The organism is Effusibacillus sp. SKA8, assembly GCF_058273125.1.
On sequence record NZ_JBZCSF010000003.1, the window covers coordinates 14,168 to 40,834 of the forward strand.

24 protein-coding genes are annotated in these 26,667 nt (G+C 55.3%); 4 read left to right on the forward strand and 20 right to left on the reverse strand.

Annotated elements, in window-relative coordinates:
* Positions 1-180 precede the first annotated feature (180 nt).
* Both AC4ED1_RS03885 and AC4ED1_RS03890 read right to left on the reverse strand, forming a co-directional pair.
* The gene (locus AC4ED1_RS03885) at positions 181-1,131 is read right to left on the reverse strand and encodes a helix-turn-helix transcriptional regulator (protein ID WP_490936104.1); all 951 of its coding nucleotides are present in this window, start codon (positions 1,129-1,131) and stop codon (positions 181-183) included.
* 176 nt (positions 1,132-1,307) lie between these two features.
* Positions 1,308-1,466 carry a hypothetical protein gene (locus AC4ED1_RS03890; RefSeq protein WP_490936105.1) on the reverse strand — a complete coding sequence of 53 codons (159 nt, stop codon included), beginning with the start codon at positions 1,464-1,466 and terminating at the stop codon, positions 1,308-1,310.
* 296 nt (positions 1,467-1,762) lie between these two features.
* On the opposite strand from AC4ED1_RS03890, the gene AC4ED1_RS03895 reads away from it, so the two are divergent.
* Positions 1,763-1,969, forward strand: coding sequence for a hypothetical protein (locus AC4ED1_RS03895; RefSeq protein ID WP_490936106.1), 207 nt, complete (start codon positions 1,763-1,765; stop codon positions 1,967-1,969).
* A gap of 70 nt (positions 1,970-2,039) precedes the next feature.
* Here AC4ED1_RS03895 and dnaJ read toward each other — a convergent pair whose 3' ends face one another.
* The 8 genes from dnaJ to spoIIP form a co-directional block, all read right to left on the reverse strand.
* Positions 2,040-3,164 carry a molecular chaperone DnaJ gene (dnaJ, locus tag AC4ED1_RS03900; protein WP_490936107.1) on the reverse strand — a complete coding sequence of 375 codons (1,125 nt, stop codon included), beginning with the start codon at positions 3,162-3,164 and terminating at the stop codon, positions 2,040-2,042.
* Positions 3,165-3,277: 113 nt separating this feature from the next.
* The gene (gene dnaK, locus AC4ED1_RS03905) at positions 3,278-5,104 is read right to left on the reverse strand and encodes a molecular chaperone DnaK (protein WP_490936108.1); all 1,827 of its coding nucleotides are present in this window, start codon (positions 5,102-5,104) and stop codon (positions 3,278-3,280) included.
* Between the two features lie 65 nt (positions 5,105-5,169).
* Positions 5,170-5,781: a nucleotide exchange factor GrpE gene (gene grpE / locus AC4ED1_RS03910; RefSeq protein WP_490936109.1), complete on the reverse strand. Its 612-nt coding sequence runs from the start codon at positions 5,779-5,781 to the stop codon at positions 5,170-5,172.
* 67 nt (positions 5,782-5,848) lie between these two features.
* Positions 5,849-6,877 carry a heat-inducible transcriptional repressor HrcA gene (gene hrcA / locus AC4ED1_RS03915; protein ID WP_490936110.1) on the reverse strand — a complete coding sequence of 343 codons (1,029 nt, stop codon included), beginning with the start codon at positions 6,875-6,877 and terminating at the stop codon, positions 5,849-5,851.
* 81 nt (positions 6,878-6,958) lie between these two features.
* Positions 6,959-8,101, reverse strand: a complete 1,143-nt coding sequence (hemW, locus tag AC4ED1_RS03920) for a radical SAM family heme chaperone HemW (RefSeq protein ID WP_490936111.1) — start codon at positions 8,099-8,101, stop codon at positions 6,959-6,961.
* A gap of 19 nt (positions 8,102-8,120) precedes the next feature.
* Complete coding sequence (gene lepA, locus AC4ED1_RS03925) at positions 8,121-9,929, reverse strand: translation elongation factor 4 (RefSeq protein ID WP_490936112.1); 1,809 nt, start codon at positions 9,927-9,929, stop codon at positions 8,121-8,123.
* 106 nt (positions 9,930-10,035) lie between these two features.
* Positions 10,036-10,416, reverse strand: coding sequence for a hypothetical protein (locus tag AC4ED1_RS03930; protein WP_490936113.1), 381 nt, complete (start codon positions 10,414-10,416; stop codon positions 10,036-10,038).
* Between the two features lie 132 nt (positions 10,417-10,548).
* Entirely contained in the window at positions 10,549-11,694 is a 1,146-nt protein-coding gene (gene spoIIP, locus AC4ED1_RS03935) for a stage II sporulation protein P (RefSeq protein ID WP_490936114.1), read from the reverse strand.
* 164 nt (positions 11,695-11,858) lie between these two features.
* Here spoIIP and AC4ED1_RS03940 point away from each other — a divergent pair, with 164 nt between their 5' ends.
* Together AC4ED1_RS03940 and AC4ED1_RS03945 are read left to right on the forward strand one after the other, a co-directional pair.
* Positions 11,859-12,077, forward strand: coding sequence for a spore germination protein (locus tag AC4ED1_RS03940; protein ID WP_490936115.1), 219 nt, complete (start codon positions 11,859-11,861; stop codon positions 12,075-12,077).
* A gap of 151 nt (positions 12,078-12,228) precedes the next feature.
* A complete protein-coding gene (locus AC4ED1_RS03945) occupies positions 12,229-13,944 on the forward strand; it encodes an ABC-ATPase domain-containing protein (protein WP_490936116.1) in 1,716 nt (571 codons plus the stop codon).
* 21 nt (positions 13,945-13,965) lie between these two features.
* Here the strand turns inward: AC4ED1_RS03945 and gpr are convergent, their stop codons facing one another.
* Positions 13,966-14,973, reverse strand: coding sequence for a GPR endopeptidase (gene gpr / locus AC4ED1_RS03950; protein WP_490936117.1), 1,008 nt, complete (start codon positions 14,971-14,973; stop codon positions 13,966-13,968).
* A gap of 153 nt (positions 14,974-15,126) precedes the next feature.
* Between gpr and rpsT the strand changes: the two genes are divergently transcribed.
* Positions 15,127-15,393, forward strand: a complete 267-nt coding sequence (rpsT, locus tag AC4ED1_RS03955) for a 30S ribosomal protein S20 (protein ID WP_490936118.1) — start codon at positions 15,127-15,129, stop codon at positions 15,391-15,393.
* Between the two features lie 65 nt (positions 15,394-15,458).
* Here rpsT and AC4ED1_RS03960 read toward each other — a convergent pair whose 3' ends face one another.
* From AC4ED1_RS03960 to AC4ED1_RS04000, 9 genes are all read right to left on the reverse strand, one after another.
* Positions 15,459-15,782 (reverse strand): alpha/beta-type small acid-soluble spore protein, encoded by a 324-nt coding sequence (locus AC4ED1_RS03960; protein ID WP_490936119.1) that lies wholly within the window; start codon positions 15,780-15,782, stop codon positions 15,459-15,461.
* Positions 15,783-15,939: 157 nt separating this feature from the next.
* On the reverse strand, positions 15,940-16,968 hold the full coding sequence (holA, locus tag AC4ED1_RS03965; RefSeq protein ID WP_490936120.1) for a DNA polymerase III subunit delta: 1,029 nt from the start codon (positions 16,966-16,968) through the stop codon (positions 15,940-15,942).
* Between the two features lie 64 nt (positions 16,969-17,032).
* Positions 17,033-18,217 (reverse strand): NAD(P)/FAD-dependent oxidoreductase, encoded by a 1,185-nt coding sequence (locus tag AC4ED1_RS03970; protein WP_490936121.1) that lies wholly within the window; start codon positions 18,215-18,217, stop codon positions 17,033-17,035.
* Positions 18,218-18,453: 236 nt separating this feature from the next.
* Positions 18,454-19,149 carry a VIT1/CCC1 transporter family protein gene (locus AC4ED1_RS03975; protein ID WP_490936122.1) on the reverse strand — a complete coding sequence of 232 codons (696 nt, stop codon included), beginning with the start codon at positions 19,147-19,149 and terminating at the stop codon, positions 18,454-18,456.
* Positions 19,150-19,170: 21 nt separating this feature from the next.
* On the reverse strand, positions 19,171-21,108 hold the full coding sequence (locus AC4ED1_RS03980; protein ID WP_490936123.1) for a heavy metal translocating P-type ATPase: 1,938 nt from the start codon (positions 21,106-21,108) through the stop codon (positions 19,171-19,173).
* Positions 21,109-21,385: 277 nt separating this feature from the next.
* A complete protein-coding gene (locus AC4ED1_RS03985; RefSeq protein WP_490936124.1) occupies positions 21,386-22,174 on the reverse strand; it encodes a hypothetical protein in 789 nt (262 codons plus the stop codon).
* 153 nt (positions 22,175-22,327) lie between these two features.
* Positions 22,328-22,585: a hypothetical protein gene (locus tag AC4ED1_RS03990; RefSeq protein ID WP_490936125.1), complete on the reverse strand. Its 258-nt coding sequence runs from the start codon at positions 22,583-22,585 to the stop codon at positions 22,328-22,330.
* 121 nt (positions 22,586-22,706) lie between these two features.
* Positions 22,707-25,190 (reverse strand): DNA internalization-related competence protein ComEC/Rec2, encoded by a 2,484-nt coding sequence (locus AC4ED1_RS03995; protein WP_490936126.1) that lies wholly within the window; start codon positions 25,188-25,190, stop codon positions 22,707-22,709.
* Between the two features lie 174 nt (positions 25,191-25,364).
* Positions 25,365-26,651 carry a homocysteine synthase gene (locus AC4ED1_RS04000; protein ID WP_490936127.1) on the reverse strand — a complete coding sequence of 429 codons (1,287 nt, stop codon included), beginning with the start codon at positions 26,649-26,651 and terminating at the stop codon, positions 25,365-25,367.
* Positions 26,652-26,667 lie beyond the last annotated feature (16 nt).

Genomic DNA, 26,667 nt, shown 5'->3' on the forward strand with positions numbered 1-26,667 from the left:
CTAGTTGTATTTGACTGTGATGCCCTAAATGGCAATTTTACGAAAACATCTCCTGATACGCTTTGAATCTGTTCATCCGGTTGCTCTTCCCTAAAACAGGAGTTTCTTCCCAGTCTGCTGGATCCAGGTTCATCCTACAAATGAATACCCCCTGCCAGTAAACACCCCTTCATTCCCCATTTATTCATAAAGTTCCAGCCAGCGTTTTAACGTGTCCTTCATCGCTGCGCGGTACGCCTTGGGTTCCAGGATCTCCGCCGCCGGCCCGTACTGGAACAGCCAGTTCAGAAACTCCCGGTCATGATTCAGGGTGACTTCAAACAGCAGGCTCCCATCCGGCAAATCGGTCATTACCGGCCGCACGAACATCTCTTCTTCCTTGATGTACCGGGCGACATCCGGATGAAACCGGATTTTGAAACGAATCGATTTCGTCCCCCGTTCAATCGACCAGGTATGTTTTAAATAGTGCCTGATGTTGAAATTCCCTTTCTCAAAAAAACGGTCGGTCAGCTTCACGTCGCGAAACCGGCTGAGACGGAACGTCCGGACCTCCCGGGCCAGGTGGCAGTAGCCGATCAGGTAAAACCGCTGTTCCCGCGGCACCAGATAATAGGGATCGATCAACCGCTCCGTCAGTTCGTTCCGGCTCTGGGTGTGGTAGGCGGCCTCGATCGTTTTTTCCGACAGGATCGCCTGGATGATCTGGGGGAGAAAATTGGGTCCCTCCTCCCGGTACGCGGGGGTCCCCATTTGAATCATCTCGCCGACCCGGTTGAGAATCTCCCTGTCCTGCGACTTTTTTCTCAAATGGGCGGCCATCACCTTGTCGTACGCACTGTCAAACCCCGGCGGCAGTTTGCTTTTGTCCAACAGGGACGGCAGCACGGAAAAGGCCAGCGCCTCCTGTTCCGTCCAATTCAACGGATAGAGGGCGAAATTTCCCGCAAACGTGTACCCCTTCCCGTATCCTTCGTTCGTGATCGGGGCCAGGACATCCAGTGCCCGCAAATCCCGGTAAACCGTCCGTTCGGTGGTTTCGCATTTGTCCGCCAGTTCTTTGGCCGTAATCCCCGGCTTCGCCTGGATCGCATGCAGAATTCGAAGCCAGCGAATCAGCTTTTCCGCCATATTTTCATCCTCCTGCACAATCGGCCCAAAGCGTCCCCGTTGCCTAAAAGTTAATTGTTGTAAAAATTAGCCGCAGTCTTGTGCAATCCTTCCCGAATTTGTAAATAAAAAGCGAACTTTGCAAACGACGCAAAATCTCCGGAAAAACGCCTTCCTGTCTCAATCCTGTGCCCGGGTCATTCAATTCCCGATCCCGGTAACTTTCCCTTTTCAATCGCGCCTGTCAGTTCCACGATCACCGTGTCTTTCACAATAAACCGCACGATTCCGTACGTGCCGGCCGGTTTTAAAGATTTCCGGCCCAAAATAATGAACAGTCCCTGTGATGGCCACATACACGGGTTCCACCTGATCCATCGCTCTTTCCCCCTTTTTCATATGGGATAGATCCATGATAAAAAAAGAAACTGACCACTCTCTGTCAGCAAACAGACGTTCTCCGCCATCTCTTCCTCGATTCGGACAAATAGTTGACAAAAAATTTCAACTTTTTAATCGAAAATAGTTTATAATGGAATTGGAAGGAGAAAACGCTCTCGCAAACGGCGATCATCGTCGTTCTCCACATCTCAGACACGTATCCTGGCGGATGATCTACCTTCCGAGTAAAAACGCGAAAGGAGGGTTTGAAATGTCATTTGCCCATTTTGACGAGATTTACACTGTCTGCTGCGAGGCGGCCGAAGGAAAATTGGTCATTTCGCTCATCGCGGTGGAAAGGGCTGAACACGGCGAACATCCGCCTGGTCGCGCACCCGCTTTTCTTTCCGTCCCCAAAACGCTCCTACCTGCCACCGCAAATGAACGGGAAACGGACAAACCCCTGGTATGGAGCTGATCACCTAAAAAAATCAGTCAGCCGCACTCGACTGACTGATTTTTTTGCGTTGCATCCCGCACAGGGCGTTTCAATCCCAGTTTAGGGCATCCTTCGCCGCGTCCTTCACTTTTTCAAAAAACGTTTTGTGCTGCTCATTCGGCTTGCTGCCCAACTCCTCGCCCAATTGCCGCAAGAGTTCCCGTTGCTTTGCCGTTAAATCGGTGGGAGTGACCACCACCACGCGGACATGCAGGTCCCCGCGATAGGAGCTGTGCAAACGCGGCATTCCTTTGCCGCGAAGCCGGAAAGAGGTTCCCGTCTGCGTTCCTTCCGGAATCCGCAGCTTCACCTTTCCGTCCAGCGTCCTGACTTCGATCTCGTCGCCCAGCGCGGCCTGCACGAAGCTGATGGGCACCCGGCAGTGGAGGTCGTCGCCGTCCCGTTCGAAAAACTCGTGTTCCCGCACGTACACGACAATATACAAATCGCCCGGCGGCGCCCCTTTGTCCCCGGCCTCCCCCGCCCCGCTGATGCGGATCCGGTTGCCGGTATCGACACCCGCCGGAATTTTCACCTGGATCTTCTTGCGGACCCGGATCGTACCGGCTCCCCGGCACTGGGTGCAAGGTTCCTTGATGAGCTTGCCGTCGCCGCCGCACGCCTGGCAGGGGCGCCGGTTCACCATCCGGCCCAGCGGCGTGTTGATGACTTGCTCCTGCATACCGGTTCCGCGGCAGACGGAACAGGTTTCCGGATGCGTCCCTGGTTTGGCTCCCGTCCCGTGACAGGTGGGACATTCTTCCGTCCGCGGGATCTCAATTTCCTTTTCAACGCCTTTGGCCGCTTCTTCAAACTCGATCTGCAGATTGTACTGCAAATCGGCGCCTCTGCGGGGACCGCGCTGGCGTCCCCCGCCAAAGAACATATCAAAAATATCGCCAAACCCGCCGAAATCGCCAAAGTCGCCGGCTCCGCCGCCAAAACCGGCGCCCGGGTCCGCGTGTCCGAATTGGTCGTAGCGGGCCTTTTTTTCTTTGTCGGACAACACCTCGTAAGCTTCGTTTATTTCTTTGAACTTCGCTTCCGCTTCCGGGTCGTCCTTGTTCACGTCCGGATGATATTTGCGTGCCAGCTTGCGGTACGCTTTTTTGATCTCGTCTTCCGTCGCGTTTCTGCTGACGCCAAGGATTTCGTAATAATCTCGCTTACTCAAGAACGGACCTCCTTCCTCAAACTGAGCCCCGTTTGCTCACGCTAGCTCCGTTATACACAGAAGAAAAGTCAAAGCCCGGATGCCCCTGCGACTTTGACTTTTCGCCGCCGTCCTTATTTCTTGTCTTCGTTTACCTCCGTATATTCGGCGTCGACGACAGTGTCATCCCGCTTGCCCGCACCGCCGTCGCCGCCGGCCTGCTGGGCTTGCGCCGCCTGCTGATACAGTTTGACGGACAGTTGCTGAACCACTTGGCCGAGTTCTTCCGAAGCTTTCTTGATCGCTTCGGTATCGGTTCCCTTCAGCGCTTCTTTCAGTTTGTCCTTCGCCGCGTTCGCCTTGTCGATTTCCGCTTTGTCCACCTTGCCTTCCAGGTCTTTCAGCGTCTTCTCGGTGGTATACACCAGCGAATCCGCGTTGTTGCGGATCTCCACTTCTTCCCGGCGCTTGCGGTCGGCTTCCGCGTTCATCTCCGCCTCTTTCACCATCCGTTCCACTTCTTCCTTGCTGAGACCGGAAGAGGAGGTGATGGTGATCTTCTGGCTCTTGCCCGTTCCAAGGTCTTTGGCGGACACGTTGACAATTCCGTTTGCGTCAATGTCGAAGGTGACTTCGATTTGCGGAACGCCGCGCGGCGCCGGCGGAATGTCCGTCAGCGTGAAGCGGCCAAGCGTCTTGTTGTCGCGGGCAAATTCGCGCTCCCCTTGCAGAACGTGAATCTCCACCGACGTCTGGTTGTCGGCCGCCGTCGAAAATACCTGGCTCTTCGAGGTAGGAATGGTCGTGTTCCGTTCAATCAGCTTGGTCATCACGCCGCCAAGCGTTTCAATGCCGAGCGACAGCGGAGTGACGTCAAGCAGCAGAACGTCTTTCACTTCGCCGGTGAGAACCCCTGCCTGAATGGCCGCCCCAATCGCCACGACCTCATCCGGGTTGACGCCTTTGGTCGGTTCCTTGCCGATCAGCTTCTTGATCGCTTCCTGAACAGCCGGTATCCGGGTCGAACCGCCGACGAGAATCACCTTGTCGATCTGGCTCGGCGTCAGGCCCGCATCGCTTAAAGCCTGGCGGGTCGGTCCGAGGGTCGCTTCCACCAGATCGGCGGTCAGTTCTTCAAACTTCGCGCGGGTAAGGTTGACTTCCAGATGCTTCGGGCCGGTTGCGTCCGCCGAAATAAACGGCAGCGAAATGGTGGTCGTCAGCACCCCCGACAGTTCCTTTTTGGCTTTTTCCGCCGCATCCTTCAAGCGCTGCATCGCCATCTTGTCCTGGGACAGGTCGATGCCGGTATCCCGCTTGAACGTATCGATCAGGTATTTCATGATTCGTTCGTCAAAATCGTCACCGCCCAGGCGGTTGTTCCCGCTGGTCGCTTTCACTTCAAACACGCCGTCCCCCAGTTCCAGGATCGACACGTCGAAAGTGCCGCCCCCGAGGTCGTAGACAAGGATCGTCCCTTCTTCTTCCTTGTCGAGACCGTAAGCCAGAGCGGCCGCAGTAGGCTCGTTGACGATCCGCAAAACTTCCAGACCGGCGATTTTCCCCGCGTCTTTGGTCGCCTGCCGCTGGGAATCGTTAAAATAGGCCGGCACCGTAATGACCGCCTGCTTGACCGGTTGGCCGAGATAGGCTTCCGCGTCGGCCTTCAGCTTTTGCAGGATCATTGCCGAGATTTCCTGCGGCGTGTATTCTTTTCCTTCGACCGTCACCTTATGGTTGGTGCCCATATGGCGCTTGATCGAGATCACCGTGTTTTCCGGGTTGGTGACCGCCTGGCGTTTTGCGACGTCGCCGACCAGGCGCTCGCCGTTCTTGATGGCAAGCACGGACGGGGTCGTGCGTCCGCCTTCCGCGTTGGGAATGACAACCGGTTCGCCGCCTTCCATGACGGCCACGCAAGAGTTGGTCGTACCCAAGTCAATGCCGATTACCTTACTCATTCGATAGCCCCCCTGTTCCTTGTATCCTGATTCGTTGCTTCAATCCGTTGTTTCCGGGTCATTGTTTACTTTGACACCTTGACCATTGCCGGCCGCACGACCCTGTCGTGCAGCATGTATCCTTTCCGGAGTTCTTCCACCACAATACCGGATTCATATTCTTCGCTTTCCACCTGCATAACCGCTTCATGAAAATTTGGGTCAAACGGCTGACCCACGGCATTCATTTCGGTCACGCCTTCCCGCTCCAACGTGCCGAGAAACTGGCGGAACACCATATCGACGCCTTTTTTCAGGGATTCGGCATCGGTGGCTTCAGCCGCCATCGCCAGGTGAAAATTGTCGAGCACAGGCAGCATTTCCTGCACCAAACGCAGGGTGGCGTATTTGCTGAGCTCCTCTTTTTCCTGGCGTGCCCGTTTGCGGAAATTGTCAAAATCGGCACTCGTCCGGAGGAGGCGGTTGTGCAGTTCTTTCATTTCTTCGCTCAATCGGGCGATCTCCGCAAGCAGTTCTTCGCGGCTGCGCGGGTCTGCAACCGCCGCGTCCTGCGTCTCTGCGGGATTCGCCGTATCCCCTTCGGTTTTCGCCGCTTCCGGTGTGTCCGGTGTTGTTTCGACTGCCGGCGTTTCCTCTGTTTCCGGTATGTCCTCCGTTTGCTTCCGATGCTGCTCCATCGTGTCCCTCCCCGTTTCGCTAGACCGTATTTCCCTGATTGCTCATCTTTCAATTTTATTTGTGCATTTATTTGTGCAGCCGCGTCAAAAGATCGGAAAGGAGCTTGGCCAGATGATCCATCACGCCGATCACCCGGCTGTACTCCATCCGGGTCGGACCGAGCACGCCGATGGTGCCGGCCGCTTTTCCGTCGATGTGGTAGGTGGCGGTGATGACCGAGCAATCTTTCAATTCTTCCAGATCGTTTTCAAGACCGATCCGCACCTGAACGCCGGGCGCATTTTGCTGGCTCAAAAGCCGCAGCACGGCATGGTTGGTTTCCAGCATGTCAAGCAGCGGGCGCAATTTCTCGACATCGCGGAACTCCGGCTGGTTCAGAATCTTCGTCGTGCCGCCGAGATACACGCGGTCGTCTTTATCCGGCCGCACGATCTGGTTGAGGATCGCCATCACATCTTCGTAATGATCCATATAGCGGTTCAATTCGCCCATGATTTCGCTGTACAGCCGGGTCTTGGCCTGGCTCAAGGGAACACCGACCAATTTGTTGTTCAAGATGGCGACAAACCGGCTGATATCGTCGGTGGAAATTCCATCCGGCACCGCTACTTTTCTGTTCTCCACATGGCCGGTGTCGGTGACCAAGATTGCGACCGCCGTCCGTTCCGTCAACGGGATCAACTGAATGTGTTTCAGTTTGATCTCCTGAATCTGCGGTTCCAACACCAGCGCCGTATAGTTGGTCAGGCTCGAGAGAATCTGCGCGGTTTCCTGGACGACGCGCTCCATCGCGTCGATCTTGTCGACGAATATTTTTTTCAACTGAAACAGCTCTTCCGGCGTCAGACGCAAAGGATGGATCAAATGATCCACATAAAACCGGTATCCCTTCTGGGACGGAATCCGTCCGGCCGACGTGTGCGGCTGTTCCAGGTAGCCCATCTCTTCAAGATCCGCCATCTCGTTGCGAATCGTAGCCGGCGAAAAGTTCACTTCCGAACGCTTCGAGATCGTGCGTGAACCGACCGGTTCGGCAGAATGGACGTAATCTTCGACGATCATCCGCAAAATCATCTGCTGGCGCTCTGACAGCATCGGTGTTCACTCCTTTTGTTAGCACTCTATCGTCTTGAGTGCTAACCACTACGTAAAAAATAACAAATCGCGTCCGCAGTGTCAACTGAGAAGGAAACCCGCAAACACTTCGTTGGCGATGGGAAGCGCTCCTTTGGCCAGGCGGACCCCAACCGCGTCTTCGATTAACAGACCGTCCCGCACATAGTTTGCGATCACTTCGCCAAACACCTCATTCATGTCCGTACCGTGACGGTTCCGAAAGCGGGCGCGCTCGACTCCCCGAATCATCCGAAGTCCGAGAATCATGGTATCTTCCCGCCGGATGGGTTCCGGGATTTCTTCCCGTTCAACGACGGGGCGTTTGCCGGACAAACAGGTCTCAATATAAGCGGGAACGTTGGGTTCAATTACATAGCGGACATGGTTGACATAGCCGTGCGCCCCCGCCCCGGCGGCCAGATACGGCTCGTTCCGCCAATACACCTGATTGTGGCGGCAGGCATAACCAGTTTTTGCAAAGTTGGAGATTTCATACATTCCGTAACCGGCAGCTTCCAATGTCTCCATTAACAATAGGTACATGGCAAGGTCGTCTTCTTCCGGCGGCAGTTGCAGCTTGCCCCGTTCCTGCCAGACGGCGAACGGCGTTCCTTCTTCCACTTTAAGCGAATACGCGGAGATGTGTTCCGGCGCCAACTCGACGGTTTTTCGCAGGCTGTCGCTGAAAATGTCCACCGTTTGCCCCGGCACTCCAAACATCAAGTCGAGGTTGATCGACGAAAATCCGGCCTGCCGCGCCTTGTCGTAACTGTGGTAAACGGTGAGACTGTCGTGCAGCCGGCCCAATTTTTTCAAAATCGGGTCATGAAAAGACTGTACGCCAAAAGAGAGGCGGTTGACCCCTCCCTCTTTCAATACGCGCAACTTGTCCGCATTGACGGTGCCGGGGTTCGCTTCGACCGACACTTCCGCGTCCTCCGCGAGCCGGAAGCAACTGTGCAGGATTTCGAGCATCCGCTCCGTTTGCTTCACACTGAACACCGTCGGCGTTCCGCCGCCGAAAAAAACGGTCCGCAGCGGTTCCCACGGCAGTTCCCGCGACAACAGACGCATCTCCTGCTCCAGCGCGTCGAGATACCGGTCCATCACTTCGCCGGTGGACACGTAAGAATTAAAGTCGCAATAGTAACATTTGCTGGCGCAAAACGGGATATGGACATAAAGCGAACTCGGTTTCATCATGCCGCTCTCCGACCGCCGTTCAGTCCATTTTGAGCACGGCCATGAACGCTTCCTGCGGCACTTCCACCGAGCCGACCTGCTTCATGCGCTTTTTTCCCTCTTTTTGTTTTTCGAGGAGTTTGCGCTTCCGGGTGATGTCCCCGCCGTAACACTTTGCAAGGACGTTCTTCCGCATCGCCTTGATGGTCTCCCGCGCGATGACTTTGTTGCCGATCGCCGCCTGAATCGGAACTTCGAACTGCTGGCGCGGGATCAGTTCTTTCAATTTCTCGCACAACGCTTTGCCGCGCTCGTACGCCTTGTCCCGGTGAACGATGAAAGACAGCGCGTCCACCACTTCCCCGTTGAGGAGAATGTCCATTTTCACCAATCTGGAAGCGCGGTATCCGATCAGTTCGTAATCGAACGACGCGTATCCTTTGGTGCTCGATTTCAGGCGGTCGAAGAAGTCGTACACGATCTCGGTCAACGGAACTTCGTAGATCAAAGTGACACGGGTTTGGTCGAGGTATTGCATGTCGACAAACACGCCCCGTTTTTCCTGGCACAGTTCCATCACCGGTCCGACGTAGTCCTTCGGCACGATAATCGAAGCTTTCACGAAAGGTTCTTCGACGCGGTCGATTTTTCCGGTTTCCGGCATCTTGCTCGGATTGTCGATCTCAAGCTTTTCGCCCGCCGTGGTGTAAACATGGTAGACAACGCTGGGAGCGGTCGTAATCAAAGTCAGGTCATACTCCCGCTCCAGACGTTCCTGGATCACTTCCATGTGCAAAAGGCCCAGGAATCCGCAGCGAAACCCGAAGCCGAGAGCGGTTGACGTCTCCGGTTCGTATTTCAACGACGCGTCGTTCAATTCAAGCTTTTCAAGCGCTTCCCGCAAGTCGTTGTAGTCGGCCGAGTCAACCGGGTACAGGCCGCAGAACACCATCGGGTTGATTTTGCGGTAACCCGGCAGCGGCTCCGGTGCCGGCGCTTTCGCGTCCGTCACGGTATCCCCGACCCGTGTGTGCTTGACGTTTTTGATCGATGCCGCGATGTAGCCGACGTCACCGACCATCAACTCGTCAACCGGCGTCATGCGCGGCTTCATGGTGCCGATCTCCACCACTTCGTACTCCGCTCCGGTCGCCATCATCCGGATTTTCATGCCCGGCTTGATCGAACCGTTGACCACCCGCACATAGATGATGACGCCCTTGTAAGGGTCGTAATGGGAATCGAAAATCAGCGCTTGCAACGGCTGGTCCGGATCGCCGGACGGGGCCGGAATTTTCATCACGATCTGTTCCAGAATCTCTTCGATGCCGATTCCCGCTTTGGCCGACGCGAGCACCGCTGCCGACGCGTCAAGGCCGATCACGTCTTCAATTTCCTGTTTGACGCGTTCCGGTTCGGCCGCAGGCAGGTCGATTTTGTTGATGACCGGCAGGATCTCCAAGTCATTTTCCAGCGCCAGGTACACATTGGCCAGCGTTTGCGCCTCGATCCCCTGCGCGGCATCGACGACCAGCAGCGCCCCCTCGCACGCGGCAAGGGAACGGCTGACTTCGTACGTGAAGTCCACGTGCCCCGGCGTATCGATCAGGTGAAGGATGTAATCTTTGCCGTCCTTCGCGCGGTAGTTCAGGCGGACAGACTGGAGTTTGATGGTGATTCCCCGCTCCCGCTCGAGGTCCATGTTGTCCAATACCTGCTCCTGCATTTCACGCGCCTGCAGCGCACCCGTATATTCCAGAATCCGGTCAGCCAATGTCGACTTCCCGTGGTCGATATGCGCGATGATCGAAAAGTTGCGGATATATTTCTGTCTTTCTCTCGCGTCCATGAATGATTCCCCTAACCGTAAAAATGCTATCGTACATTATAGCACCCCCATCCAGACGCCCGCAATCCGCAATCGATCCGCTCTATAAAGCCAAACGGCGACGGCGTCAAAAACCCGCCGTCGCTTTGTGAATCAAATACACGGCCAGAGAACCGACCCATTCGATCAGCTTTCGGGCGATCGTTTGCAACAGCCTCCCGATTTCAAATCCCGCTTCGTTGACCGCCTCGCCCCATTCGCTTTTCGTTGCCTCGATTTGACGGCTCCACGTGTCGCCGAGAGTCGGTTTCGGCTGCACCATCCGCTCTCCGGGAACCGTCCTTTCCATCGCTTGTCCGTCGGTATCAGTATAAATCGCCTTCGGCGGCCCGCCGGTTCCGACCAGTGCCTGGATCCCCCGTTCCGCCGCATGAAAGCCGATTCCCGCCAGTATCGCCGCCATACAGGCAAGGCCCGCATACAGCATAAAACCACGCACGCTCCGCACGGCATCATCCTCCCTGTCTCTGTCCGGCCTTTCAATCCAGTTTATTCAAATTTTATTCAAATCCAGTTTGTTTCCAGTATGTTCGGGAGAATGCCGTTCTATACCGGGCGCGGTTTGCAGCCGGCATACCCGTTACGGCCTGGCGGCTTTCTGATCCTCCTTGACCAGTTCGGCGATTGCGTTCGCCAGCAGATCCGCCGTATAATACGCTTCCTGCAGCGTGTTGCCCGGACCGCCGATCTCGATGATGACCGAGTTGGCAAACAGATCCTGATTGTATCTGGTGTCATAGTCGTTGCTGCGCTTTGTAAAGGCCCCCTTCGAAAGGCCCGGATACATCTCCTGCAGTTTGTTGTGAATCCTTTTGGCAAACTCCTCGTTTTGCCTTGCATTCGGATTCGACCCGCCGACGATGAATGACACTCTGGCAGCCTCTTTGTCCTTGATTTTCAGGGTCGTTTTCTCCCGGGGCAGCGAATCCCTGTGTATGTCAAACACCATCTTGAGGCTGTTGTTTTTGTTCAACACTTCGCTGACCGTTTTCCGGGAGAGATCGTATTCGTTCTTGATGTCTCCCTTGTACCAGTAGTCGTTCTTGGTTTGAATCGCCGCAATGTTTTTCTCTTTGAGCGATCTGAGCAGCCTTTCCCCGACCAGGGTGATGTTCTTGTCCTTGTCGTAGGCTTTTTCAGGGTCGGTTTCGCCGTTGAGTTCCGGCAAAAACGACTCCCGGTTGTGCGTGTGGTAAATATAGACAACCGGCTTTCCGTCTGTCTGAAACGGTTCGCTTTCTTTCGGCTGGGATGGTTGCGGCGGCCCCATCCGGTCAGGGGTTTGCGGATCCGTATCTTCCCCCGGGTGCTCCACGGAATCTTTCGTCAACGGTTCAAAATTGCTGACCGCCATCGCGGCGATGGAGCCGCCGAGCATCGTCTCCGGATGATCGACATTGATATCCGTAAACAGGTAAAACAGCATGGAAGTCAAATTGGAACGCGGTTCTTTCGGTTTGCCGGTCGGATTCGGCTGCGCCGACGCGTACAACGGAATTTCCTGGCTCATAATCGAATTCAACGATTGGTTGCTCACCGAATGGAGAACGCGGGAAGCGAACGAATTGCTGCTCTTGGCCGCCATCAACTGCACCGCGATCACGCTTACAAAAAGGATCAGCACCGCAATCGCCAGACTCATCGTAATCACCATCGTCCGCGCCTTACGGGTCCCCATGTTGAACGTCACGGACCGGAACTGCCTGCGATAAGGGGGCCGGTTCATAAACTTGCTCCTCTCCCATTCAATATCTGTGAAAATGATATGTTACGAGATTTCCCGTTATGCCTGTTGAATACACAGTTAAAGTACATCCGCCCAGAACTGATGCCTATCCGTTTACATACTCTAGAACGATCGATACATGACGGCAATGAGGAGTGAAATTCATGCCATCCCTCATCCTGGGGCCCGTGAAAATCATCAGTGTTTCCGGCACCGTCCTGTTTGGCGATACGGCGTTCATCGCTCCCAAGAGCGCTTCCAAAACCTATAACGGTTCAGGCTCAGGCGACGTCGGGGATTTTCAGTTTTCCACCAACGTAATCAGCAATACCAATACATTCGACTCCGACCTTGTGGATGACAACATCAACGCGGGTACTTAGCAAACAAGAAAACGGCTGCCTCCCCCCTGGAAAAAAACAGGGGGTTTAGCGTGTTGTTCGGATTGGCGCAAACCTGTGGTCATTTGCGTTTAAATGCGATATCGTTATAGGATTAATGGTAAATAGGAAATGCGGAAACGATCGGGAAGAGGTGTTTGCTTTGGAGCGTTTGCGGGAAATATTGCGCCAGATCGACGGCAAAGGATACAAAGCCTACAAACAGATCGAAGGTACATATGAATATGAAGGGGAAGGGTTCCTGCTCCACATCGACTACGTTCAGGGCGATCCGTTCGCGGCCCCTTCCCGCGTTCGGGTGGAAATGTCCGGAGAGATCGCGGGATATCCGGAAGAGTGGTATCAGCCGCAAACCAGAAAGGTGGCGTTTGAAGATTTCCTGGCGCGGGAGGCGGCCCGCCGGATTCGACTCCATCCCCAAAACAAAAGGGGAACCGGCAACAGCGGATTGCTGTTCATCGACACGCCGGGCCAGGAAGTGTTGCCCAGAACCGCCGTGAAAGTCACTCCCCGAAAGCTGGAGTTCCGTTTGTCGGCGGGACTCCCGGCGGCAGGCAGAACCGTATTGGGGAGACAGGCCGAACAAATGCTTTGCGAAGACATTCCGCATTTGATAAAAGAGACGGTCTTCCGCTTGGACCGCAGCCATTTGCTGCGGCATTTGCAGTTGGCGGATCAACAGGCGGCAATCCGCGAGTATTTGGATCGGCACAACTATATTTGCTTTGTGGCAAACGGCTCCATCCTGCCGCGGGAGAGCGGCGTCAGCAACCGTCCGTTAAAAGGGAAGGGAGCGATCGCCTTCCAATCTCCCGCTTCGCTTGAGATCGAAATTCCGATCCCCCATTCGGAACCGCTTCGCGGTATGGCGATTCCGCAAGGCGTGACGCTCATCGTCGGCGGAGGCTACCACGGAAAAAGCACCTTGCTGAAGGCCATCGAGCGCGGCGTTTACAATCACATTGCCGGGGACGGCCGGGAATACGTGATTACCAGTCACACAGCCTGCAAAATCCGGTCGGAAGACGGAAGAAGAGTCGAGAACGTCAACATTTCCCCGTTCATCAACCGGCTTCCGTTCGGAAAGGATACGGCCCGATTTTCGACGGAAGATGCCAGCGGCAGCACCTCGCAGGCGGCCAACATCATGGAATGTCTGGAGATGGGCAGCCGGGTGTTGCTGATCGATGAAGACACCAGCGCGACAAATTTCATGATCCGCGACGCCCGCATGCAGGAGTTGGTCGGCAAAGAGAAAGAGCCGATCACCCCGTTTATCGACAAGGTCAGGCAACTTTACGAGGAGTATCGCGTGTCGACGATTCTGGTCGTGGGCGGATCGGGGGATTATTTTGACGTGGCAGACCATGTGATCATGCTGGATGAATACCGGCCGGTCGACGTTACGGCAAAAGCGAAGGAAATTTCCAACAGAATCCGGCAAAAGCGGCAGCCGGAGGGCGGAGAGAAATTCGGAGCGGTGACAAATCGCATCATCGGCCGCCAAAGCTTCAACGCCTACCGTGGGAACAAGGAAAAAGTGGACATAAAAGGATTAAAGAAGATCGTTTACGGAACGAGCGAGATCGATCTGTCGTTCGTTGAGCAACTGGTCGATCCCGGTCAAACCCGTGCCATTGCGTATATGATTCGCTATATCGCGAATCGGTTGGCTGACGGTTCCACTCCGCTTGCGGCGCTTGTCGAACGACTCTACCGGGAGATAGAAGAGAAGGGGCTGGACGTGATCTCCCCCTACTTTGGCAAACATCCCGGCGATTTCGCATTGCCGCGCAAATTGGAGGTTGCCGCAGCGATCAACCGGCTCCGCACACTGCAAGTCAAATGAAAACACCGCATATTGACCCGCTCAGTGCAAAAACATCGGCGCATCCTCCGACGTAATCGAAGAATGGAGTGCCATATTGAGACCATTGGCCACTACCGTCGCGACATCGTCGATAAACTGGTCGATTTCCTTCGGTGTCACCATCAGATTTTGGTCGAGCGGCTGCAAAATCTCGTGAATCAACTGCCGCTTTTCCTGGTCGTTGAAGTTGTCGAAAAGCTGGGCGCACGCGTTTCCGGGGACATGCTGCCGGATGTGGTTCATCAGCAGGTCGATCGTGTCGTGGGCGATCGTCACGGCGTCCACCACTGTGGGAACTCCGATGGCCACAACCGGGATGCCGAGGGTTTCCCGGTTCAGCCCCTTGCGTCTGTTGCCTACCCCGGCCCCCGGCGTGATTCCGGTATCCGCGACTTGAATGGTCGTATTCACACGATTCAACGAGCGAGAAGCCAGCGCATCGATCGCAATCACCAGATCCGGTTCGGTGTTTTGCACAATCCCGCGAACGATCTCGCTGGTTTCAATGCCGGTAATTCCAAGCACCCCCGGCGAAACGGCAGCCACCGGACGAAACCCTTCCTCCAAAAGTTCCGGCATATGGCTGTACAAATGCCGGGTGACAAACACTTTTTTGACAACCAGCGGACCGAGCGCGTCAGGAGTGACGTTCCAATTTCCCAGTCCCACAATCAACACCTTGGCCTGGTCGGGCAGGTTCAGGAAAGCGCGAAGTTCCTCCGCGAACCGCTGCGCCACTTTGCTTTGCAATTCCGGATCTTTCTGGCGAAGCCCCGGCACTTCGAAGGTCAGGTAATTCCCCACCGTCTTCCCGATCATGCGGGCACCGTTCTCGTCCCTCACGCGCATTTTCGTGACCCGGATTCCTTCTTCCTCATAAGAGCTTGTTTCGACACCGGGGATTTCGGGAGTTCCCTGCACCTCCCCCGCCAGTTGATGCGATTCGACTGCCAGATCCGTGCGGACCGAATACCCCGCCCAGTCGCTTCCTTCCGTGTCGTAACCCATCCGCGCTCCCTCCAAACTTCTTCTCTTAACGTAAAGTTTCTCAAGATTGGGGACGGCTATTCAAATTGCAGTTGCACTGTGCCATTCCACATGCTACAATATCCATTGTCCGTTTAAAAAGGATCGTATCTGTGCTGTAAGGAGGTGAACAGGGTGCCGAACATCAAATCCGCGATCAAAAGGGTGAAGACTGCCAAAACCCGTACCCTTCGCAATGCTGCGGCGAAATCCGCCCTTCGTACAGCGATCAAGAAATTCGAAGCCGCTCTTGCAAACCGTGATCTCGACAATGCAAAAGAACTGCTCCGAAAAGCTTCTCGTTCGCTTGACAAAGCGGTTACCAAGGGCATTATCCATAAGAATGCCGCCGCCCGCAAAAAATCCCGTTTGACGAAGAAATTCAACAAACTGGGTGCCTAAATCCTTTTATATGCAAGATGATATGCAAAACGCCCCGTTTCACCGGGGCGTCTTCGATTTCGTTTTCAATTTGTGATTTCCGATTCGCGATGCGCTCCCTCTTGATCTTGCTTGGCCAATTGCTGCCGGGCGATTTCCACAAGCCGACGAACCATTGCTCCCCCCATCTGACCGCCGACTTTTCCGGCCTGCCGGGCGGTCAACTCCCCATTGTCTCCCTTCACAAGCGGAACTCCCACCTGCCGGGCGGCCGCGTACTTGATATCGTTCGGATGGATGGTGCAGGAGACGTCCGGAGAATTGACAGACTCCTTTACAACTTCGCATTTCAAGCGATCCAGCGCCTGTCTGGCTTCCGGAACAAGCAAGCGGTTGCGATTCCTCGCCACACGCAACACCTCCCAACTCCGTATACGCTTAAGGTACCCCAACAGCGGCAACCGGATTCGCACTCCGCATGCCCTCCCCCTGCATCCGCTTTCAATGCGGGCGCTCAGGTGCACCCGCCTGATCAGGGGCAGCCACCATCCCCGCACCTGCACCCCTTTAGACGATCCCTTTCACCTTGCGCGGCATCGTCAACAAAAACATTTCCAGCGCTTGCCGGTCTTCGATTTTTCCCGTCTTGATCTTATGGTCGATTTCCCCGAGTTCCGCCAGCAGCGCCTCCAACTCCTGACGCGAGTATCGCTTGGCCTGCTCGCCCGCCACTTTACAGGCATAGGGATGGATCCCGATTTGGGCGGCGATTTGCTGCGCCGTCAGCCCGCCGGCGCTTTGGATCTTCATCTGCAACATGATCCGGATTTGCCGGGCGATCATAAACAAAAGATAAACGGGAGCCTGCTTGTTTTTGAGCAAATCCCCCGCCTTCCGCAGCGCGTGTTCGGTCCGCATGCGGACGGCTTCATCGACAAACGCGAATATGTCCTGCTCCAAGGTTTTCGAAGCAAGCAGATTGACCGCATCCTCGTCGATCGTCCCGTCCTCTCCCGCGTACAAAGCCAGCTTGTCGAGTTCCGTGGCGAGAAACGCCAGGTTGGAGCCGCACATCAACAGCAATCTGGCGGCGGCTCCCGGTGTGATGGACACCCGGTTCTTGCGGCAGCGCAGCAAAATCCAATCCTGCAGCTCCTGTTCTTTCAGCGGTAAAAACGCGACCACTTTTCCGTGCTTACGGGCGGCTTTCGTGATTTTTTTCCGCTCGTCCAACTTGTCGGCAAATACGGTGCAGATCAGCGTGGAAGTGGGAGACGGATTTTCCAGATAGCGCAAAAATTCGTCCAAATCGTGGTCGCCGCGGGAGGGCTTGGCTCCCGTGAACATCGTGGCGTTCTGTACAATCACCAGCCGCTTGTCGCTTAAAAAAGGCAGCGTTTCCGCTTCCCGCACCGCGATTTGAATCGGCGTTTCGTCACAGTGAAACCGCAACACGTTCAGGGAGTCGCCCGGGCTGACAGCCTGCTCCAGCGCTTCCACCGCTTCCCGGATCAGCAATTGCTCGCTGCCGTACAGCAGATAAACGGGGCGGATTATCCCTTTTTTGATTTCCTGCATGATTTCCTTGTATAACATCGTCCACAGCTCCCAAAAAGCCGCGCTTTCACAACGAAAGCACGGCTTTGCTGCTCATAAAGATTTAATAAGACCTGGTAAACTGCCTGCTCTTTCTTGCCAAAAGGCTGAATCCGCCAAGATTGATCAGCCACTTCGCTTTTGACGCTTCCTTCATCAGCGAGGCCGTAACGCCTCTGGTTTTGAACCCTTTCACGTTGCCAACGCCGACTTCGGAACCGATTGACGCCAGGGTTCCCATGTAATTGAACACAAATTTTTGCATCGGTTGCCCGTTGAGAAGCGCTTTGATGTTCTCCGCCACATGTTCGCCCATCTGTCCTGCAAGCTGCGCGGTCGGCGGCAGCGGACGGCCGTCTTCCCCGATAAAGCATGCGGAATCGCCGATCACAAAGATGTCCGGGTAATCCACCGATTGCAAAAACTCGTTGACTTTGGCGCGACCGCGCGGATCGCAATCGAATCCGGCCTCGGCCAGCAGCGGATTGGCCCGTACGCCGCCGGTCCAGATGATCGTTTTGGCTTCGATTTTCTCGCCCGTCGCCAATTCCACCTCGTTCTCCCCAACCCGGACGATTTTTTCGCTGGTGCGCACCTGCACGCCTTTTTGGGTCAGGACATAGAGCGCCGTCTCCTGCAGCCGCTGATCCAGCATCGGCAAAATCGTAGGCGCCGCTTCGAGGTTGATCAGCTCGATCCCGGAATCGGGAATCCGGTATTTGCTTGCGAGATGGGGCAGATATTCGGCCAGTTCGCCGCAGAGTTCGACGCCGGTCAGCCCCGCACCTCCCACGACGATGCGCAGCCGTGCCGGATCCTTGTCAACCGCATAGGCGGCAAACATATTTTCAATATGGCTGCGTATTTCCTTGGCGGTCTCCAGACTCCGCAACAGCAGACTGTGTTCTTTCAGTCCGGGAATTCCAAAAAACTCCGGTGCGTTGCCAAGGGCGAAAATCAGATAATCATAGGCATATTCGCCGTTTTCCCCGATCACCCTTTTTTCGTCGGGTTTGACGGCGGTAACCACATCTTTTACGATTGTCGCTTCCGGACCGTGCAACACTTCCGAAATCTCCACATAGTAGGGTTCGAAATCGTTGCGTCCCCCTGCCGGTTCATGCAGCAAGGTGGTGAAATAATGGTAGGTATGCTTATTGATAATCGTAAACGGGATACGGGCTTTCTGCATCTTCACGGATGCGGCCATTCCCCCGTATCCAGCACCCAAAACCAAAATTTTTGCCATTTGACATCCCCCTTGAAGTCGGCACCTTCAGTATTACTGCCGTTAGTGTTCAAACAATCGCCGCGATGCATGCATCGACTGAATGACATACTTTGTGAAAAAATGTACCTACTTTATTATAGCATACTCCAGCTTTATGTGTACCAAAAAATTGCTACTTTTTTCACAAACCATTTAAAAAAAGAATTTTTCCAATCCAAGATAAAGAAAATCCGGGTGCACCCTCACCCGGATCGTTACCCGATCCATCTTGCGACCAAATATGCGACACCGGCCGCCAAACCGCCGACCAGAGTCGTTTGCCAGGCACTTTTCAACCGATTGGTGCCGGTGAATTTTCCCTTGATCAGCCCGAACGCAAACAGCGCTGCCAGCGTCACCATCACCGACACCAAGAGGGCCGTCTGCGGCCGTTGAATGAACAAATAAGGCGACAGTGGAATCATCCCGCCGACAATATACGACAGCCCGATCGTCAGCGAGCTGTTGCGAGCCCGCTTTGGTTCCGGTTCTTCCAGTCCCAGTTCGAATTTCATCATGAACTCGACCCAACGATCGGGATTTTTACTGATCGCGTCGACGGCCGCCGGCACATTTTCTTCCGGCATCCCCCACTCAAGCAGAATGTCGGCCACTTCCTGCCGCTCCCTGTCGGGCAGTTCAATCACCTCGCGCCGTTCCCGTTCCAACTCCGCCAAATAATGCTCGCGGTCGGTCCGAGCCGCCAAATATCCGCCAAGCCCCATTGCGATGGAACCAGCGGCAATTTCGGCAAGACCGGCAATAACGACCAGTTCCGTCGTGCTGACCGTTCCCGACAAACCGGCCGCCAAAGCAAACGGAACCGTCAGTCCGTCCGCCATACCAATTACAATATCCCTGACCATGTCGGGGGCTTCGAAGTGTTTTTCCACGTGTTTTGTCTGCGGCATAAGCTCCTCCCGTATTCAAAATTATTTCAGCAGACGCAGCCCGTTCAGAATGACGAGAATGGTGCTGCCTTCATGTCCCACAACGCCCAGCGGCAACGAGATGCCCTGGGCAAAATTGGATACGATCAACAAGACAATCACAGCCAATGAAAAAACAATATTTTGTTTGATAATAAATTGTGTTCTTTTTCCAAGGAAAATTGCAACAGGAATTTTTTCAATGTCATCCTTCATCAGGACAACATCCGCCGTTTCAATGGCCGCATCGCTTCCGGCGGCTCCCATCGCAATCCCGATCGTGGCGCTTGCCAGCGCCGGGGCGTCATTAACGCCGTCGCCGACCATCACCACCTCCCCGTATTTCGCTTTTAGTTCGGTCACCTTCCGTACTTTGTCCTGCGGCATCAGGTCGGCAAAAACGGCATCGACCCCCGCTTCCGCCGCCATTGCTTCGGCCGCCGACTGCCGGTCTCCGGTCAGCATCGTCGTATGGATTCCCAATTCCTTGAGCCGGGCAACCGTTTTCTTGGCCTGCGGCCTGATGGTATCCCGAACCGCCAGCAGTCCTGCCGCGCCTTTTGCATTGCCCACCGCGATCACCGTTTTGCCCGCAAGCGCCAGGCGCTCGATGGCACTGAGCGCCTCGCTGTCCAGATGTTCCCGTTCAATAAACGAAGGCTTGCCGATTTTCCAAACTTCTCCGTCCAATTCCGCCACAACGCCTTGCCCCGTAACCGCCTGCAGCCGGGAAGGGCGTTCCGTCGGCACCCCAAGCCGCAGCGCCTCGCCGACGATCGCTTTTGCGACGGGATGTTCGGACAGGCTTTCGATCGACGCGGCGATTCGCAGCAGTTCCTTCCGGCTGTATTCTTGCAGCGGCACGAGGTCGGTCAATTGGAGGCTCCCTTCGGTCAATGTGCCCGTCTTGTCAAAAGCGACCGCCTTGATCCGCGAGATGTGTTCCAGTTGGGCGCCGCCTTTAAACAAGATCCCTTTTCTCGCTCCGTTTGACATCGCCGACAGGGTCGCCGGCATGATCGACGCCATCAACGCGCAGGGGGAAGCAACCACGAGAAACACCATCGCCTTGTAAAAGCTCTCATTCCATCCCCATTTGAGCAGATAAGGCGGAACCACAATCAACATCAGCGTTGCAACGATGACCGTCTTTGCGTAAATCCCTTCAAAACGCTTGATAAACTCCTGCGTTTTCGGCATTTCGTTTTGCGCTTCTTCCACCAGGCGGATAATCTTGGCAAACAGGCTGTACTCGCTGGTGCGCGTCACTTCAATCAGCAAAGAGCCGTTGCCGTTTAACGTGCCGGCGTAAACTTCGTCGCCGGCTGCCTTGTCGACCGGCACGGATTCCCCCGTAATCGGCGCCTGGTTGACTGACGAAATCCCCTCTTTTACAACCCCGTCGACGGGAATCCTTTCTCCCGGCTTGACGATGACAGTGTCTCCGACCCGCAACCGTTCGATTCGCACTTGCCGCTCTTTTCCGTTTTCGCAAAGCCAGGCGGTTTCCGGTTTCATCCGCACCAGCGAAGAGATGTCGCGGCGGCTGCGCTCCGTCGCATATTTTTCCAGCACGCCGCTGACGGCAAAAATGAAGATCAGGATCGCCCCTTCCGTCCAGTATCCGCTGCCCGCCGCCCCCGCCGCAGCGGCCAGCATCAGCAGATTTACGTCGATTTCGCGCTTTTTGACGAGAGTCAAAAGCCCCTCCCGCCCTTTTGCGAATCCTCCGATACCATACGCCAAAAGAAAACAGCCAACCGCCAAATCCGGGTGGTTTTCCTGCAAGAACCAAGCCAAGGCGATGAGTCCCCCGCTGCAGGCTGCCGCAATCGCCTCCCCATGCCGGAGCAGGGAGCGGACCCGGCTTCTTTGCCGGGAATCGGGAGGTTCCGGGCGAAAGACAGGTTGCAGCAGAGATGATTTTTCCAAGTGATACATGCCCTCCATCTCCTTTCATTGCAAAGGGGGTAAACCGTTGAGAACTAAAATCAACATCCCAAAAACGGCACATGCTGCCGTCTAGGTGACGGCAGCATGTGAAGGCGAGAATTTCTGAAATCAGAATACCATGAAAAAGAAAGAAAATAAAGCAAAAATTAAGAATATCGGTTATTTTTCTGCGAGAACGCTTATCATTGTCCATTTCGGACGTTTACTTGACATTGAAAATTATTCTCAAGAATAATTCCAAACTGATAGTATAATAAGGCAGCCGTCAATGAAAAGCGGCTCGCCTTTTTTTGCTTCTTCTGTCCGCAAAGTAAGCCGCAATCCCGTTCGCCGGTATCCATACGGCCAACCAGATGCCGCACGTGTAAAGGACACTTTTTACGGCGCGGATAGAAGGGACTGTCGAATGTTGTGTTTTCACCCGGGATGCGACCGGATTTTGCAGCACTTCTTCGTCCGTCAGCAGTCGTTCCCGCGAGGTATTGTAAAAAACGGTCATCTTGTGAGTGACCAGCCCCGTATCGATTTCCGCCTGCGCGTACACGATCGGCTCCGGTTCTTTGTAAGCGGTCAATTCCTGTTGGCGGGCCTGCAGCTTGGCGATCCGCTGTTGCGATTCGTCGGCGATTTTTCTGTGCTTGTCGATTCTGTCCCGAAACAACTGCAGGAGCATGTCCGCGTCGGCGCGTGTCAACCGCCCGTGATCAAAATCGTTTTGCACCGCCTGGATCGCCCGCTCGCTGTCCGCAATTCCCTCTTCCGCTTGATTTTTCCGCTGTTCGGCCACAGCCGTCTCCTGCCGGATGGCGGACAGTTCCCGTTCACGTTCCTCCCGGGTTAACACCGGACCCGACAAAGGCAGAGGAGTCCATATTCCGAAGCGGACGTCATTTTCCGTTATCCCCTGAAATTGCTGCCGAATGGCGGAAATCACGGTCCGTTCCCGCTGATCGCGGGGATATGCTTGTCCGCTGTCAGAACCTCTTGCATATAACAGGACGGCGGCAAGCACCCCCGCCAGCAACATTGCAAAAAGCGGAATTTTCCTGGTCATTCCCGTCACCCTCCCGGCCAATCGCAAATCAAACGACGGATTGAATCCGTTCACGCAAGTTCAACATTCCCAAGGGTACAAGCCGTACCTGACGGTACAGCTTGTTATGACGATTCTATTCGCCGGTTGCCGCCTTCATTCCGGGTAGAGAGTTTAATAGCTTAATTTTTTAATCTGTGTCCATGTGCCCCAGCCTTTTCCGGAAGTCGGCTTCTCTCCCCGCAAAGGTACGGGTTGCAGCGCCAATGCTGCAAAAACACTGAAAGTCGCAATCAAGGCGAAGCATTTTTTCATATCAACCAAAACCTCCCTAAATCCCATTCCGGCGGAAGCTTGTCTGCCATCATTCCGGAAAATATCATGCGTCGCCGAATTTGAATTTTGGTCATCATCGGCAAAGTCGATATCCATATGTTCCGTTACGACGCAGGTCGCCTTCCGGCGCCCGTCGATCGGCTGCAGGACCGAAACGGAACCGGTTTGGTCCGCTTGTCGTACCCGGCTGGCAAACTGTTCGTCCGTAGTTAGAATTTCAAGGAAAAAAGGGTCTTATTCGCAAGGGTAACCATTTTTTTATCGAAAAATGGGGCCTTTCACCTTGCACAAAAGGCTGAACCCGCAAACTCTTCCCGTCTGTGGTCACCGTAACGGCGCCCTGCCGGTCCGTTCGCAGCACCCGGGCCCCGACACTCGCCAGCCGCTCCAGCACCTCGTTGTGAGGATGATGGTAAACATTGCGTTTGCCGACCGAAATGACGGCATATTGGGGCCGGACCCGTTGCACAAACTCTTCCGTCGTCGAGTAATGGCTGCCATGGTGGGCGACCTTCAACACATCCACCGGGTGAAGATCGGGCAACAGCTCCGGTTCCACCTGCCCTTCCACGTCTCCCGTGAACAAAAACGAACGGTCTCCGTACTGCAGTTCAAAAACGATGCAGTTGGCGTTTCGGTCGTTCCGCGTTCCCGTTCGAATCCCGGCGGGATTCAAAAAACGCCACCGGACTCCCGGCTCCAGTTCCCACCCGAGTCCCGCCCTGGATTCGTAAATCGCGGTTCCCTTGCGGTGGGCGACCTGCAGCAGTTGCCGGAAGGCGGGGCTTGCATCGTAATAACCGGACACAATCAGGTTTTGCACCTCCATTTTTTCGGCGATGGTCACCAATCCGCCCACATGGTCTTCGTCCGCATGGGTAGCAATCATGTAATCGATCGTCCGCACCCCTCGATGCCGAAGAAACGGGATCACAATTTGTTCACCCGTATCAAAATCAGACCGCACATGGGACGGAACCCCGCCGCCGTCGACGAGTATCGCGATCCCCGATGGCGTTTCGATCAAAGCGCTGTCGCCTTGCCCGACATCGAGAAACGTGACGCGCAGTTCGGAAGACGGCCAGAGCCACGCCGTCGACAAAGCAATCGCCGCGCCTGCGATTCCCGCCATCCACCGCCGCTTCCAACCGTCGACAAGCCGCAAGCCGGCAAATCGCAAACACACGCTCCGCCAGACCTGAAAGCGCGACCAGTGAGCCCGGAGTTGCTGCCGAAACAAGACGATCAACATTAAGCCGTAAGAAAGCCAGACTCCCCAAAGCGGCGGGCTGGGGACCGTCCAAGTCCAGCCGGCGGTCGCTTCCGCCAGCCAAACGACCGGTTTGACCAACAACCACAAAAGCAGCCGGCAAACACCGACAAAAGGGAAGGCAAGCCAGACGTGCAAAGCCCCCAACACGATCACTCCAAATCCCAGGGGCACCAGCAAGAAGGTGAGCGGCATGATGTACAGATTGGCAAGCAGCGCAAACGGGGAAAGCTGGTTGAAATAGTAGATCAGAAGGGGCAGGGAAGAAATCTGCGCGGCCAGAGTGACGGCAACGGCGGAACGCGCCCACTCCGGACCGCTGATCAACGGCGTCAGGCGGGGAGTCAGCAAAAACAATCCGAGAGTCGTGATAAAGGAGAGCAGAAACCCGATGTCGGCAAGGATCCCCGGATTCCCGAGAGAGGCAACGAGCGCAGCGACGGCGACCGTTGTCGGAAGGTCGATTTTTCTCCCTAAAGACGCTCCCGCGATGACAAGCGCCGCCATCAATCCGGCCCGTACAACCGAAGGCCCCGCTCCGGCGACCAGCGTATACAGAAAAATGGTGCCGATCACAGCCGGGTCGGCAATCCGCTTCGCCAGACGGAATCGCTTCGCCAGCCAAAACAGCGAACCGGCGATCAACCCGACATTCATGCCGGAAGCAGCCAAAATATGCGTCACATTTAACATCTGAAAAGCGGATTTCCATTCCTTCGGCAACTCCGATTGGAATCCGATCACCAAGCCTCCGGCCAATTCCGCTTCGCCCGGCGGAAACAGCCTGTTCAACACGTTCCGGATGTGTTCGCGAAGCGGCGCAACAGTGAGGCCGTACAAAGTGGTCTTGGAGCCGGTTTTCTGCACCGATTCGTCGCTTTTGACCGCGATTCGGGCGTGAATCCCCTGGCGTTCCAGGAATTCCCGGTCATCGTATCCGCCCGGGTTGCGCCGAGGGGAAGGCTCCAGCAGCAGGCCGCGGATCGCCACCCTGTCGCCGTAGGCGGGAGGCCCGTTTTCCCGGGAATCCGCAACCTGAATCCGGTCTTTCAGCGGCACTTTCCGTCCGTCTTCCGCGATCAACGCTTCGACTGAAACGGTATATTGCCATTTGCCGTTGCGAAAAACCGGGGAATCCTCCGTCACGCCGAAAACCTGAACTTGCTGATCGTAAAAAGGTTGCAGGAGGTTCGGACGAAACGACAGATAAGAATGGCTGTAAAGAAAACCGGCCGTTATGAAAAAGACAGCCAGCAAGCCTGCGGGCAAAGGCCGGTTCCGGCGTGCATACGCGAATAACGCGGCACCGACAGCCGCCGCAAACACCACCAGCATCACCATCAGACCGGCCGGATCGAACCGGGGGGCAAAACCGGCCAACACAATGCCTGTCAAAAAAAGGAGGGTAAGATGAAGGAGAATTCGCCGCAAAAGGATCTTTCCTTTCGGGGGAGAGGTTTTAAGTAACCGGAGGAGAGATAGTAAATGATGCGATCCTGAGATAGGAGGAGAACGGAAGCAAAGCCGGTATCGACAAACGGCAATGCGGTGCGGGGGACTTCCCGCCCCCCGCCTGTTGCCGCTTGCTAACCGGTACTTGGTGTACTAGGCCTGACTCTTTTTTAACGCCTGGTCGAGATCGTAAATCAAGTCGTCGACCGTTTCCGTTCCAATGGACAAACGCACCATGTCGGGCGTAACGCCGGTGGCCCGCTGCTGTTCTTCCGTCAGCTGTTGATGGGTGGTGCTTGCCGGATGAATGACCAGCGATTTGGAATCCCCCACGTTGGCGACATGGGAAAACAACTGCAGCGAATCGATAAATTTCCGCCCCGCCGCAAGGCCCCCTTTGATCCCGAAGGTCATCATCGCGCCTTGGCCTTTCGGCAGATACTGACGGGCGAGCTTGTGGTACGGACTCGACTCGAGGCCCGGATAGTTCACCCAACTGACCCATTCATGATTTTCAAGGAACCGGGCGACCGCCAGCGCGTTCTGGGAATGGCGCTCCATCCGCAGATGCAGCGTTTCCAGGCCCTGCAACAGCAAAAACGAGTTAAACGGCGAAATGGCGGCACCGATGTCGCGCATCAGTTGCACACGCGCTTTCACGATGAATGCCAGATTCCCCAGCGCTTCCGTATACGAAATCCCGTGGTAACTCGGATCCGGTTCGACCAGACCGGGGAACTTGCCGTTGGTCCAGTCAAACGTTCCGCCGTCGACGATTACGCCGCCGATGGAGTTGCCGTGACCCCCGATAAATTTGGTCGCCGAATGCACCACAATATCCGCCCCGTGTTCAATCGGCCGACACAAATAAGGAGACGGGAACGTATTATCAATAATGAGCGGCACTCCCGCATCATGCGCAAGTTTGGCGACAGCCGCAATATCGAGCACGTCGATGCGCGGGTTTCCGATGGTTTCGGCGTACACTGCCTTGGTCCGGTCGGTGATCGCTTGGCGGAAGTTTTCGGGATCGGCAGGATCGACAAATTTCACTTCGATTCCCAGTTTCTTCAGCGTAACCGCGAACAGATTGTAGGTGCCCCCGTACAAATTGGTGGAAGAGACGATCTCGTCTCCCGGTCCCGCGATGTTCAAAATGGCAAAAGTGATCGCCGCTTGTCCGGACGAAGTGGCAAGGGCGCCGACGCCGCCTTCCAATGCCGCAATCCTTTTTTCAAACACGTCTTGCGTCGGATTCATGATCCGGGTGTAGATATTGCCCGGCTCCTCCAGGGAAAACAGTTTTGCCGCATGCTCCGTATCGCGGAACACGTAAGACGTGGTTTGGTAGATCGGAACCGCCCGCGCACCGGTCGTCGGATCCGGTTCCTGTCCGCCGTGTACGGATAATGTTTCAAGTCCCCATTTGCGTTCTGTCATTTGATCTCCTCCCCGT

What these genes read in the sequence shown, in the direction of transcription:
- AC4ED1_RS03970 (WP_490936121.1), bottom strand. Translation starts at nt 18,217, where the DNA reads ATGGCAAAAATTTTGGTTTTGGGTGCTGGATACGGGGGAATGGCCGCA.
- hrcA (WP_490936110.1), bottom strand. Translation starts at nt 6,877, where the DNA reads ATGCTGTCAGAGCGCCAGCAGATGATTTTGCGGATGATCGTCGAAGAT.
- AC4ED1_RS03885 (WP_490936104.1), bottom strand. Translation starts at nt 1,131, where the DNA reads ATGGCGGAAAAGCTGATTCGCTGGCTTCGAATTCTGCATGCGATCCAG.
- AC4ED1_RS04000 (WP_490936127.1), bottom strand. Translation starts at nt 26,651, where the DNA reads ATGACAGAACGCAAATGGGGACTTGAAACATTATCCGTACACGGCGGA.
- grpE (WP_490936109.1), bottom strand. Translation starts at nt 5,781, where the DNA reads ATGGAGCAGCATCGGAAGCAAACGGAGGACATACCGGAAACAGAGGAA.
- spoIIP (WP_490936114.1), bottom strand. Translation starts at nt 11,694, where the DNA reads ATGAACCGGCCCCCTTATCGCAGGCAGTTCCGGTCCGTGACGTTCAAC.
- holA (WP_490936120.1), bottom strand. Translation starts at nt 16,968, where the DNA reads ATGTTATACAAGGAAATCATGCAGGAAATCAAAAAAGGGATAATCCGC.
- AC4ED1_RS03990 (WP_490936125.1), bottom strand. Translation starts at nt 22,585, where the DNA reads ATGGATATCGACTTTGCCGATGATGACCAAAATTCAAATTCGGCGACG.
- AC4ED1_RS03985 (WP_490936124.1), bottom strand. Translation starts at nt 22,174, where the DNA reads ATGACCAGGAAAATTCCGCTTTTTGCAATGTTGCTGGCGGGGGTGCTT.
- AC4ED1_RS03895 (WP_490936106.1), top strand. Translation starts at nt 1,763, where the DNA reads ATGTCATTTGCCCATTTTGACGAGATTTACACTGTCTGCTGCGAGGCG.
- dnaK (WP_490936108.1), bottom strand. Translation starts at nt 5,104, where the DNA reads ATGAGTAAGGTAATCGGCATTGACTTGGGTACGACCAACTCTTGCGTG.
- AC4ED1_RS03975 (WP_490936122.1), bottom strand. Translation starts at nt 19,149, where the DNA reads ATGCCGCAGACAAAACACGTGGAAAAACACTTCGAAGCCCCCGACATG.
- AC4ED1_RS03940 (WP_490936115.1), top strand. Translation starts at nt 11,859, where the DNA reads ATGCCATCCCTCATCCTGGGGCCCGTGAAAATCATCAGTGTTTCCGGC.
- AC4ED1_RS03980 (WP_490936123.1), bottom strand. Translation starts at nt 21,108, where the DNA reads ATGTATCACTTGGAAAAATCATCTCTGCTGCAACCTGTCTTTCGCCCG.
- hemW (WP_490936111.1), bottom strand. Translation starts at nt 8,101, where the DNA reads ATGATGAAACCGAGTTCGCTTTATGTCCATATCCCGTTTTGCGCCAGC.
- gpr (WP_490936117.1), bottom strand. Translation starts at nt 14,973, where the DNA reads ATGGGTTACGACACGGAAGGAAGCGACTGGGCGGGGTATTCGGTCCGC.
- lepA (WP_490936112.1), bottom strand. Translation starts at nt 9,929, where the DNA reads ATGGACGCGAGAGAAAGACAGAAATATATCCGCAACTTTTCGATCATC.
- AC4ED1_RS03890 (WP_490936105.1), bottom strand. Translation starts at nt 1,466, where the DNA reads ATGTGGCCATCACAGGGACTGTTCATTATTTTGGGCCGGAAATCTTTA.